We start from the raw sequence: 12,019 nt of genomic DNA, 5'->3' as shown, positions 1-12,019 counted from the left end.
CCATATTGGCAGCAAGCGCATACTATATGGTGAGCACTACAATACGAGTCGCGTCGTATGACCACCACGGGGAAGGTTTCTAGAGCTTTCCTCTAAGTGTTTATATAGATGGGGTTTCGTACAAAGGGATTATGTCCAAAACCTTCGGGTTTTGACGTAATCCCTTTGTTGTTGCTACAATGTCTACAGAATACTGTGAGGTGGGCGAACGGATGGATTACAAAACGGCTTTAAAGCAAATCCAGCAGGGGAAATTTGCTCCGGTTTATGTATGCTACGGGGCGGAGTCTTATTTGATCCACTCCTTTATCGAGAAGCTGACGGATCGCTTGGTCGATCCTGAGCATAAATCGTTTGCCGTCAACAAATACGACCTCTCGGAGACGCCGCTCGATACGGTCATCGAAGAAGCGGAGACGCTGCCGTTTATGGTGCCGAACAAGCTGGTCATCGCTACAAACGCTCTGTTCTTGACGGGAGCCAAGGAGAGCACCAAGGTGGAGCATAAGACGGAACGATTGCTGGACTACATGAAATCGCCGGCGGATTTCTCGGTGATTGTGTTTACGGTTGATGCGGACAAGCTCGATGAGCGCAAAAAGCTCGTCAAATCGCTTAAGGAAGCGAATTGTCTCGTGCCATGCTTGACGCTTACGGCGGAGGATTTGACGAATTGGGTCAAGCAGGAGGCTGATAAGGCAGGCTTTGGCTTCGCTCCGGGTGTGCTCGATCAGTTCATCCTGTATACGGGTACGAGCCTGCAGGCATTGTCGAGCGAATTGGAGAAATGCGCTCTGTTTGTAGGGCAAGGCGGAGTGCTGACGGCAGACGCACTGGAGCAGCTTGTAACGCGCAGCATCGAGCAGAACATATTTATCCTGATCGAGCATATCGTACAGCTGCAGCTGGAGAAAGCTTTTACGATGCTGTCGGAGCTCTTGAAAAGAAAAGAGGAGCCGATCAAGATCATGGCTCTAATAGCGCGGCAGTTCCGCATCATGTTCCAGGTCAAGGATTTGCAGCAGCAGGGGTATTCGCAGCAGCAGATGGCGTCGCAGCTCGGCTTGCATCCATACGCGGTCAAGATCGCTTCCGGCCAGTGCAGCCGGTTCGAGCTGAAGAAGCTCGCGAATATTCTTGACCAGCTGTCGGACCTGGATTATCAGATGAAAAGCGGAAAGATCGATAAGGTGCTCGGGCTTGAGATGTTTTTGTTAAAGCTGATCACTTAAAGCGAGCTATCGCCTCCCGTCCGCTAGTAAATGCCGGAGTCGGGAGGCGATGCTGATTAGAAACGAAAAATGGCCGACTCCCTTAGGAATCGGCCATTTTTTTATTATGCCTGTGCAGAAATCGCGTTAAGCTTTTTAGCTAAGCGGGATTTTTTGCGGGCAGCGGCATTTTTATGGATTAAACCTTTACTTGCTGCTTTATCCAGCTTTTTGCTGGCAGCAATCAAGGCTGCTTGTGCAGTTTCCACATTGCTGCTAGCTGCAGCAGTTTCGAAGCTCTTTACTGCAGTGCGAAGAGCGGATTTGTGAGATGCGTTGCGAAGACGACGCTTTTCACTTACTTTAACTCTTTTGATCGCGGATTTAATGTTCGGCATTGACGTTCACCTCCTAATACGACTTGCATATCGGTGCTTTTTTGTTGACAACTCTTGATATTCTAACATGCTCCATATCAAATTGCAATAGAGTGGGCGGACAGGCCTGACAAATGTTTGAATAGCGTCCAATGCTTTGTCACACAATAATTAGCAGACTTATGCCGAAAGGAGAACAGCTCAATGGATTTAAGCGTTTATTCCGTCCGTACCGACCTTGCCCTCGAGGCGCACGACCTGGCTTCTTCGTCAGGACAGCTCATTCCGGGTGTACATAGATCCGTCGAAAATTTAGAAGGAATCAAGATCAGCACGATCGACATTACCTCTGAGGAAGGCTCGCGGTCCGTCGGCAAGCTTCCCGGTCATTATATTACCATCGAGGTTCCGGAGCTCCGCGTGAAGGACAGCGACCTGCAGGACCGAGTCGCCATGGTGATGGCAAAGCAATTCGAAGCCTTCCTGGCCAAGCTCAATATCGCACCGATGGCGAAGGTATTGGTCATCGGGCTGGGTAACTGGAATGTCACTCCTGACGCGCTCGGGCCTATTGTAGTCGAGAATATGCTGGTGACCCGGCATTACTTCGAGCTGATGCCCGATCAAGTAAGCCCCGGCTACCGTCCGGTCAGTGCGGTAGCGCCCGGCGTGCTCGGCATCACCGGAATCGAAACGGGAGAGATCGTTCAGGGGATCGTGGAGAAATCCAAGCCCGATCTCGTCATTGCTATCGATGCGCTCGCTTCCCGTTCGCTGGAGCGGGTGAACACAACGATACAGATCGCGGACACGGGGATTCATCCGGGCTCGGGAATCGGCAACAAGCGCAAAGGGCTGACGCTGGATACATTGGGCGTTCCCGTCATAGCGATCGGGGTTCCGACCGTCGTCTATGCTTCCACTATCGTTAACAACGCGTTCGACATGATGCATAACCACTTCCGGAAGCAGACGAGCAATACGGGGCAAATATTGGGCTTGCTCGACAATATGCAGGAGAATGAGCGGCTTGAGCTCGTTAGAGAAGTGTTGAATCCGCTGGGCCACGATCTGCTGGTGACTCCGAAGGAAATCGATCAATTTATCGAAGACATCGCCAACATTATTGCAAGCGGCCTGAATGCCGCGCTGCATGAAGCGGTCGATTCGGATAACGTATCGGCGTATACGCATTGATACGTCTCCTTTATTAATGAAGAAAGCGTTAAGCTCGGTGTTTTCAGCCGATGGCTTGACGCTTTTTTGCGCGTAACGAATCTACTGGAATTTACAAACTATGACTATGATTTTATGGTTCTAGCTCCTACCATTCGCTCATAGATTTGAAGTAGAAGCTTTCGTTGTTGTTGAGTCATTGAATGATAGGTTGATAGGGAGGATTAACACGATGAAATGGACTGCCGTAACCGTCAATTTAAGCAAATATCGCAAAGCGGGACAAGACCTGAGAGTCTACTTCCGAGTCATAAGCTATCTGGTAACCGGAAGCCTGCTCTTTTTCGTAGCGTTAGGGCTGCTAGGCTACGCCCAGTCGAGGCTGACCAACGCGGAGCCGAGCTCGTCCATGAAAGGCTTGGCCTCATCCGTATCGAGCCAATTTTTTATGGATATGATGGGGATGGAGCTGCCCCATTTGCAGAATGAGGGTAAATCGTTCACGTTCTCTCAGGCCAACGTCTCCGGATTTTTGTTCTCTCTTATTACCGATCTGAACCTGAAGGATCCGAAAACGTTCATCGCCCGAGAAATGCCGGGCATGACAAGCGACCGTGCCGTTGTATTACGCAAAACGAGCACCACCGGACATGACGGTCCGGAGGATTACGGTCCCAAGGCGGACGCCCTACCGAAGACGGGAGAAGGCAGCGAAGGCGCGATCACCGCTAATCCGCCTGTCTCTAATGAAGGAGAAGGAGCCGTTCAAGGTCCGGCCATCCCTGCACCGACCGCCCAGGGGCCCAAAACCGCAGGGAAAAATATCGCCTTCATCTATCAAACGCACAATACCGAATCGTATTTGCCCGAGCTTCCCGGCGTAACGGATCCCGACAAAGCTTACGACTCCAAGAAGAACGTCACTCTCGTTGGCCTCCGTTTGGCGCAAAAGCTGGAGCAAGACGGGATTGGAGCGGTTCATTCCGATCAGAACTACCCCGCTATAGAGAAAAAGTTTTATTACCCGTATTCCTATAAATACTCTCTGAAAACATTGCAGGAAGCGTCGGCATCCCATCCGGATCTGAAATTTTACTTCGACATTCACCGCGATTCGCAGCGGAGGGAAAAAACGACGGTTACGTTGAACGGCAAAGACTATGCGCAGCTGTACTTTATTATTGGAGGCAAAAACCCTAATTGGAAAGAGAACGAGGAGTTCGCTTCGCAAATCCACCAGACGATGGAGGCCAAATATCCGGGCATATCCAAAGGGATGTTCGCCAAAGCGGGCGAAGGCAACGGCGTCTACAACCAGAACTTTTCACCGAACAGCGTGCTGATTGAGGTGGGAGGAGTGGATAATTCGCTCGAGGAGTGCTACCGGACGGTCGATTTGCTGGCTCAGGTCATATCTGAAGTCGTTCTAAATGTGCAAAAGGTGGACGGAAGCGCGCCGGGCGAAACTAAGGACGGCAAGAAAGCAAACTAGAATTCAGGATTACGGGGGCGGGAAAGGTGAGGAATTTTTACGTTAAGCTGCTGCTAATTGTGTTGGGGATCGGGTTCAGTATCTTCTTCGGCGTCGATTTGGCGACTCGGGGCGTCGAGCAGGTTCAGGGGCCGATCACGGCGGCTCCTTCCTCTTCGGGTACGGGCAAAGTGTGGCAGACCGACAAGGCACAGGACAATAAGGCAGCCGCAAAAGAGACGAGCAGCGGCAAGACGACTCCCAAGCCCGCCTCCCAGGAATCCAAGGAAAAGGCGAAAGCGGAGTCCGAGCCCCCTGAGCCGAAGGCGGAAATTACGGAAGCGTCGGGGATCAACCGGCTCGGCAACAAGCTTGGAGAGCTGCTGCAAATTATTGCGCATCATGGCGTGAAATGGTTCGTCGCGATCTTCGATGCAATTACAGGATAAGCTTTGGTCAGTCATCCATTGATGCGCAACCTCACAACTGCTATAATTAGAGGTATTGTAAATTTGTAGGTTAGTGAGGGTCCGCGCAGATGGATATTGTAGCAAGACAGAAAAAGATAAGAAACTTCTCGATTATTGCCCACATCGACCACGGCAAATCGACGTTGGCCGACCGTATTCTGGAGTTCACGGGAGCACTTTCTTCGCGCGAGATGCAAGAGCAGGTGCTCGACCAGATGGATCTGGAGCGGGAGCGGGGCATTACCATCAAGCTGCAAGCCGTACGTTTGAACTACCGGGCGGAAGACGGTGAAGAATATATTTTGAATTTGATCGATACGCCGGGACACGTCGACTTTACGTACGAGGTATCCCGAAGCCTGGCGGCCTGTGAAGGCGCCTTGCTGGTCGTTGACGCGGCGCAAGGTATCGAAGCGCAGACACTGGCGAACGTGTATCTGGCGCTCGACAACAATCTGGAAATTTTGCCGGTCATCAACAAAATCGATTTGCCAAGCGCTGACCCGGATCGGGTAAAGCAGGAGATCGAGGATGTTATCGGCCTGGATGCAAGCGAAGCGGTATTGGCTTCGGCCAAAGCCGGAATCGGGATCAAGGAAATCCTGGAGCAGGTCGTACAAAGAGTGCCGGCTCCGACAGGCAGTCCCGATCAGCCGCTGAAGGCGCTTATTTTCGACTCTCATTACGACCCTTACAAAGGCGTCATCGTGTACGTCCGCGTTTTGGACGGGACCATCCGTTCGGGATCGAAAATCAAATTTATGGCTACCGACAAGGTGTTCGAGGTTATCGAGGTCGGAGCGTTCAAGCCGCGGATGACGATCGTGGATTCTTTGGACATCGGCGACGTAGGCTTCATCGTAGCGGGAATTAAGAATGTCGGCGATACGCGCGTCGGGGATACGGTAACGGATGCGAAAAATCCGGCTCCGGAAGCACTGCCCGGTTACCGCAAAATCAACCCTATGGTGTTCTGCGGATTGTATCCAATCGAAACGAGCGATTACAACGACCTGCGCGAAGCATTGGAAAAGCTTCAGCTTAACGATGCTTCGCTTAGCTGGGAGCCTGAGACATCGACGGCGCTCGGCTTCGGGTTCCGCTGCGGCTTCCTCGGTCTGCTCCATATGGACGTTATTCAGGAGCGGATCGAGCGCGAGTTCAATATTCCGCTGATTACGACGGCGCCGAGCGTTGTGTTCAAAGTCACTTTGACTAGTGGAGAGGTTCTCACGATTGAGAACCCGTCCCTATTCCCCGAGGTCGGCAAAATCGACTTCGTAGAAGAGCCGTACGTCAAAGCGGCGATTATTGTTCCGAACGATTACGTTGGGGCGATCATGGAGCTTTGCCAAGGCAAGCGCGGCGAGTTCGTCAACATGGAGTATTTGGATACGACAAGGGTAACGCTGACGTACCAAATTCCTCTGTCCGAAATCGTCTACGACTTCTTCGATCAGTTGAAATCGAGCACCAAAGGCTACGCATCGTTCGATTACGAGCTGTCGGGCTACAGAAGGTCCAATCTCGTGAAGATGGATATCATGCTGAACGGAGAGCAGGTCGACGCCTTGTCGTTCATCGTACACCGCGATCGTTCTTACAACCGAGGCCGAATCATTTGCGAGAAGCTGAAGGATCTTATTCCGCGTCAAATGTTCGAGGTGCCGATTCAGGCGGCGATCGGTCAGAAGATCATCTCCCGTGAAACCGTTAAGGCAATGCGCAAAAACGTACTCGCCAAATGTTACGGCGGTGACATTTCCAGGAAGCGGAAGCTGCTGGAGAAGCAGAAGGAAGGTAAAAAACGGATGAAGCAGGTCGGCAGCGTCGAGGTGCCGCAGGAAGCGTTCATGGCCGTTTTGAGAATCGACGAATAGATGAGAGCGAGGCAGGTGCGCCCAAGCAAGCGCATCTGCTTTTGCATTAAGAAGAAGGAAAGGAGGAGAATAACGATGATTCAAAGGCACGAAACGCCTCAGGCGGTTTATATCCACATTCCGTTTTGCACGAATAAATGCCACTATTGCGATTTTAATTCCTATGTATTGAAGGGGCAGCCGGTGATGGACTATCTCGACGCACTGGAGCGGGAGATGGAGCAGACGGCGACTCTGGTGCCTCCGCGGCAGATCGAGACGATCTTTGTAGGCGGCGGAACTCCGACGGTGCTGCTGCCGGACCAGATGGAAAGCTTTTTGCGGCGGGTGAAGACGTATTTCCCGGATCAGGCGCCAAACATCGAGTTCACGATGGAGGCGAACCCCGGCACAACCGATTTGGAGAAGCTGCAGGCGATGAAGGAAGGCGGCGTCAACCGGATCAGCTTCGGTGTTCAGTCGTTCGATAATGCGCTGCTAGAGGGCATCGGCCGCATTCATAATACGGACGACGTATACCGCAGTCTGGAAAATGCCCGCAAGGTCGGTTTCACGAATATGTCCATCGACCTGATGTTCGGTCTGCCGAAGCAAACCGTCGCGACGATGAACGATTCGCTGGATAAGGCGCTGGCCCTGGATTTGCCGCATTACTCCATCTACAGCTTGAAGGTGGAGGAGAATACGCTCTTCCATACGCTGTATCAGAAAAATCAGCTGCCCCTCCCCGAGGAGGACGAGGAGCTGGACATGTTCCTGCTCATTATGAACAGGCTGAAGGATGCAGGATATACCCAGTATGAAATCAGCAACTTCGCCAAGCCCGGCTTCGAGAGCCGGCATAACAGCATGTATTGGCTGAACCGGAGCTATTACGGCATCGGGGCTGGCGCTCACGGGTATACCCGCGGCATACGTCACATCAATATTAAAGGCGTGCAGCCGTATATCGACGCTACCCGCACAGGGCTTCCGATTCTTGAAAAGCATGAAGTGAGCGAGCAGGATGCGATGGAAGACTTTATGATGGTAGGCCTGAGACTGCTGAAGGGCGTGAGGAGTGCGGATTTCTACACGCAATTTCAACGCGAGCTGGAATCCGTCTTCGGCTCCGTACTGAATAAGCTCTTAAGTCAGAAGCTGTTGGAAAAAACAGCGGACGGGTACCGGTTGTCGGAGCAGGGCGTTCTGCTCGGCAACGAGGTGTTCGGCGAATTTTTGGGCGGGCTGGAGCAGGCAAGCGTCAGCTAATTATAGGCGGAACATTCCCCTTCGAATCGTGAAAACCACAGTACATTCTGAGGTATTCGGATATCGGAGGGGAGTTTTATTATAGAAGGCTATCTAGGCTTGTCTGAGGCGAGCTTACGTATATTTTTCTTATTGAATTTTTTATACGTCTTGTTGTATATTTATTCATATCGAATTTTTACTACGAATGGTGGGTTTTCTATGGCAGTCACATGCAGAAATGCGACGGAACAAGACATTGATACATTATATGATATTATACAAGGATATGCGGAGCAGGGGATCATGCTGCCGAGGTCGCGCGAGACGCTGGCGTCGCAGATTGACACCTTTGTTGTGGCTGTTATAGAAGACCGCCTGGTCGGCTGCGGATCGTTGACCCGCTTAGGGCAGGATTTGGTCGAGATTCGTTCACTGGGAGTCACGGCAGGATATAAAGGGCAAGGCATCGGCAAAGCAATTGTCAGCGCATTGGTGGAAGAAGCGAGACGGCAGGAAATCCCCAAGGTAATGGCGTTGACGTATGAAGTCGCCTTCTTTGAACGGAACGGATTTACCGTTGTGCAAAAAGAGATTTTTCCCGAGAAGGTATGGCGGGACTGTATTCATTGCAAAAAGCAGCATTGCTGCGATGAAATAGCCGTTTTGAAGCGGTTGGATTGACTTGACACAGACCTTCGGGTCTGTTATTTTTGTATTATGATTTAGCACTCGACAGATTGGAGTGCTAACGACGGAATGGAAAATGCAGGATCCCGTCTTTTTGCGACAGCAAAGGATGTTTCTTGACATGATCGGCTTTGACAAAGGTTGGGTGGGAGGTCACCGGGAAATCTGCCCGGTTGCAGCTTCCGCCCAGTAACTATAGCAATGAATGGACAACGGCAATACCGTATCGAAAATGTTTGGGAGGGTTGAATATGTTGACCGAACGCCAACGCCATATTTTGAGTGCCATCGTAGATGATTATATTCGTTCAGCAGAGCCGGTAGGCTCCCGCAGCATATCCAAGCGCGGCAATGTGGGATTCAGCCCTGCCACCATTCGGAACGAGATGTCCGATTTGGAGGAGATGGGCTATCTGGAGCAGCCGCATACGTCCGCCGGACGGATCCCGTCTCATAAAGGATACCGGTACTATGTCGATCATCTGATCACCTTCGGCGGCAGCCTTGCGCAGCATGAGGTGGAGGCTTTAAAATCTTTTTTCGCAGGTAAAATGCAGGAGATGGAGCAGGTCATACAGCACGTTGCGATGATGCTGTCCAATCTCACTAACTATACATCGATCGTCATGAAGCCGGAAATGTTCAATACGACGCTGCGGCATTTGCAGATCGTTCCGCTGAATGAGCGGACGGCGGTTGCCATTATCGTAACGAATACCGGCCACGTGGAGAACAAGACGGTAACGATCCCGGAAGGCGTGCCGATGTCCGAGATCGAGAAGGTCGTCAATCTTTTGAATGCGCGCCTCGCCAACGTGCCACTGCTGCAATTCAAATCGAAGCTGTTCACCGAGATCGGCGAAGAAATGCGGAGCTACGTTTCAGGCTACGAAGAGCTGATGATGATGCTGAACGGGGTCGTCGATCAGAGCGAGGAAGACCGCATTTTCTTGAGCGGAACGACCAATATGCTGACGCAGCCGGAATTTCAGGATATGGAGAAGGTCAAAAACATTCTCGATTTGCTGGCGGAAGCTCCGATGCTGGCCAAGATCATTACCGGAGCCTCGGCAGGCATCCAGGTGAAGATCGGCAGCGAGAATACGGTCGAAGCAATCAATAACTGCAGTCTGATCACCGCTTCCTATTCGTTCGACGGTAAGCATCTCGGGACGATAGGGATTCTCGGACCGACTCGGATGGACTACGGCAAAGTGATCAATTTGCTCAATCATCTGTCCAAGGATATGACGACAATGCTGGAGCGCTGGTACAAATGAGCCAAATGAAACCTGTCACGAACGAGGGCGACGATACGTATGCTACTTTATTGAACAATGCGGGAGCGATCCGTGCGATTTGTTCGGCTGTAGAAGGCACGCTAGGGCCCAAAGGACTCGACACGATGCTGGTCGGCGGCCAAGGCGAAGTCATTATTACGAATGACGGGGTCACAATTCTTGAAAAAATGGACGTGACCCATCCCGCCGCCCGCTTATTGATTCAGGTGGCGCGCTCCCAGCAGCAGCAGGTCGGCGACGGAACGACGACCGCCACGGTGCTGGCGGGTGCGCTTGTAGCCGAAGGGGTGGCCCAGGTTACGCGCGGCGTGCCGGTAGCGAAGGTGGTCAAGGGCATCCAGCTGGGCGTTCAAGCCGCTCTGTCGTCGCTTGCCGAACGGAGCCGCCGCATGGAAGGCTTGAAGGATCCGCTGCTGTACCGGATCGGGTATATCGCGGGCCGCGAGCATTCGGATTTGGCGGAGCTGATACTCGAAGGGGTGAAGCGGCTTGGCGTTCACAAGCTGCAGGAGGAAAATTTCCGCTTCTCCGATGTAGTCATATCGCACAGCAGAGCGATAAGCGAGGTTTGGCCCGGCCTGCTCATACAGAAGAAGCCTGTCAACGCGCAGCTTGACTTTCCGCCGGATGCGGCGTCCGTCCTGGTCTTTCAGGATGCATTCGAGCCGGAAACGGTTGACGATGAAGCGCTCATGACGGAGGCCGGCTTCCAGAAGCAGATGCAGCTGAAGGAACAGTTCCGCAAGTCGCTGGAGAAGCTCGTCGAGCTCCAGGTCGGCCTTATCATCGCCGACCGCGGAGTGAACGCGGACGCCGAGCAGTTTTGCACCGACCATGGCATCATGGTCGTGCAGAGAGTACCGCGCCACGACCTCCGGCTCGTGTGCGAATACACCGGCGCGCGGCCGATACGCCGCAGCGGGCTGCGCAAGCCTGCCTCGGAGCTGGCAGGCTATCTCGGCTTCGCTGGGCGCGTATCGTACGACGATCGCCTTGAATGCGTCCGTATGGCCGAAGGCAAAGGGCGGACGCAGGTGACGATCGTCGTAGGCGCCAGCACGAGCGAGGTCGTTGGCGAGCGGCTGCGCATCGCCAAGGATGCGGCTTCCGCCGTGCAGGCTGCGCTGCGCGGCGGGTGCTTGCCCGGCGGCGGCTCGGCCGAGATGGCCGCCGCCTATGATCTGGATCGTCTGCGTGAGACGATCCAGGGGATGGAGGGCTTCGGCGTAGCGGCCGTAGCCCAGGCGCTGCGCAAGCCGCTCGCGCAAATCGTCGTGAACGCAGGCTACAATCCGCTCGAAAAGGTCGAGGAAGTGAAGGCGGCGCAGATTAACACCGGCACCGATTCGCTCGGAATCGATTGCGATACCGGTGCGGTGGTCAATATGCTGGAGCACGGCGTCGTGGATCCTACCCAGGTGAAGCTGCATGCGCTCCAGGCAGCGGGCGAGGTAGCCGCCGCGGTGCTGCGGATTCATACGGTCATCAAGATGAAGCAGCTCCGCACGGAGGAGTAAGCCGGCCTCCGTCACATGATGCATGATGCAAGCCTGTCCGTACTGCTTACATTGCATATCGGATGGTTACAATAGATTTGATACTATGCGGATTAGGTCAAGGAGGTGACACACACAATGAGTACTGAACAAAAGAACCCTGTTGAAGGTCAAGCGGAGAGCGAGGTTCAAGCTGACGCTACATATACAGAAGCCAATGAGGAAACCACGGAAGCAGCAGAATCGGCAGCTCAATCCCCTGAACTGGAGGAGCTTCGCAAGCAAGCGGATGACAACCATCAACGTTACCTGCGGGCTCAAGCGGATTTTGACAACTTCAGAAGACGCACTCGTCAGGAGAAAGAGGAATTCGCCAAATACGCTTCCTTGAAGGTGATCGAGCAGCTTCTGCCGGTAGTGGACAACTTCGAGCGTGCGCTCGCCGCGGGTAAAGACAGTAAAGATTACGATGCGCTCCTGAAGGGCGTCGATATGATTTTCCGTCAACTCGATCAAGTGTTAGCGAACGAAGGTCTGCAGGCGATGAACGCGGTAGGCCAGCCGTTCAATCCGGAATTCCATCAAGCGATCATGCAGGTGGAATCCGAAGAGCATGGTGAAGGAATCGTCGTAGAAGAAGTTCAGAAGGGCTACCTTCTTAAAGATAAAGTACTGCGCCCAGCGATGGTTAAAGTCAGCTCCTAGTATTTGCTGCTA

The 12,019-nt window shown here is 52.9% G+C and carries 11 protein-coding genes; 10 read left to right on the top strand and 1 reads right to left on the bottom strand.

Features of this window, described 5'->3' with window-relative positions:
• Nucleotides 1-212 precede the first annotated feature (212 nt).
• Nucleotides 213-1,232 carry a DNA polymerase III subunit delta gene (gene holA, locus DVH26_RS26310; protein ID WP_239627124.1) on the top strand — a complete coding sequence of 340 codons (1,020 nt, stop codon included), beginning with the start codon at nt 213-215 and terminating at the stop codon, nt 1,230-1,232.
• A 104-nt stretch (nt 1,233-1,336) separates the two neighbouring features.
• Here the strand turns inward: holA and rpsT are convergent, their stop codons facing one another.
• Complete coding sequence (gene rpsT / locus DVH26_RS26305) at nt 1,337-1,609, bottom strand: 30S ribosomal protein S20 (protein ID WP_239627123.1); 273 nt, start codon at nt 1,607-1,609, stop codon at nt 1,337-1,339.
• Nucleotides 1,610-1,792: 183 nt separating this feature from the next.
• Here rpsT and gpr point away from each other — a divergent pair, with 183 nt between their 5' ends.
• The 9 genes from gpr to grpE all read left to right on the top strand — a co-directional run bounded on the left by gpr (nt 1,793) and on the right by grpE (nt 12,007).
• Complete coding sequence (gpr, locus tag DVH26_RS26300; protein WP_239627121.1) at nt 1,793-2,785, top strand: GPR endopeptidase; 993 nt, start codon at nt 1,793-1,795, stop codon at nt 2,783-2,785.
• Between the two features lie 211 nt (nt 2,786-2,996).
• Nucleotides 2,997-4,256: a stage II sporulation protein P gene (locus tag DVH26_RS26295; RefSeq protein WP_239627119.1), complete on the top strand. Its 1,260-nt coding sequence runs from the start codon at nt 2,997-2,999 to the stop codon at nt 4,254-4,256.
• Nucleotides 4,257-4,282: 26 nt separating this feature from the next.
• Complete coding sequence (locus DVH26_RS26290; RefSeq protein WP_239627116.1) at nt 4,283-4,684, top strand: DUF3679 domain-containing protein; 402 nt, start codon at nt 4,283-4,285, stop codon at nt 4,682-4,684.
• Nucleotides 4,685-4,773: 89 nt separating this feature from the next.
• Nucleotides 4,774-6,585: a translation elongation factor 4 gene (gene lepA, locus DVH26_RS26285; protein ID WP_239627114.1), complete on the top strand. Its 1,812-nt coding sequence runs from the start codon at nt 4,774-4,776 to the stop codon at nt 6,583-6,585.
• A 75-nt stretch (nt 6,586-6,660) separates the two neighbouring features.
• Nucleotides 6,661-7,836: a radical SAM family heme chaperone HemW gene (gene hemW / locus DVH26_RS26280; protein ID WP_239627112.1), complete on the top strand. Its 1,176-nt coding sequence runs from the start codon at nt 6,661-6,663 to the stop codon at nt 7,834-7,836.
• Between the two features lie 201 nt (nt 7,837-8,037).
• The gene (locus tag DVH26_RS26275) at nt 8,038-8,499 is read left to right on the top strand and encodes an N-acetyltransferase (RefSeq protein ID WP_239627110.1); all 462 of its coding nucleotides are present in this window, start codon (nt 8,038-8,040) and stop codon (nt 8,497-8,499) included.
• A 257-nt stretch (nt 8,500-8,756) separates the two neighbouring features.
• Nucleotides 8,757-9,785: a heat-inducible transcriptional repressor HrcA gene (hrcA, locus tag DVH26_RS26270; RefSeq protein ID WP_239627108.1), complete on the top strand. Its 1,029-nt coding sequence runs from the start codon at nt 8,757-8,759 to the stop codon at nt 9,783-9,785.
• On the top strand, nt 9,782-11,323 hold the full coding sequence (locus DVH26_RS26265) for a TCP-1/cpn60 chaperonin family protein (RefSeq protein ID WP_239627106.1): 1,542 nt from the start codon (nt 9,782-9,784) through the stop codon (nt 11,321-11,323). Before hrcA ends, DVH26_RS26265 begins: the two co-directional genes overlap by 4 nt.
• 117 nt (nt 11,324-11,440) lie before the next feature.
• Nucleotides 11,441-12,007 carry a nucleotide exchange factor GrpE gene (grpE, locus tag DVH26_RS26260; RefSeq protein WP_239627104.1) on the top strand — a complete coding sequence of 189 codons (567 nt, stop codon included), beginning with the start codon at nt 11,441-11,443 and terminating at the stop codon, nt 12,005-12,007.
• The last annotated feature ends 12 nt before the right edge of the window (nt 12,008-12,019 follow it).

This window comes from Paenibacillus sp. H1-7 (assembly GCF_022354825.1).
Classification (GTDB): domain Bacteria; phylum Bacillota; class Bacilli; order Paenibacillales; family NBRC-103111; genus Paenibacillus_S.
The sequence above is the reverse complement of the archived record's forward strand: the minus strand, read 5'-3'. Positions and strand labels throughout refer to the sequence as shown.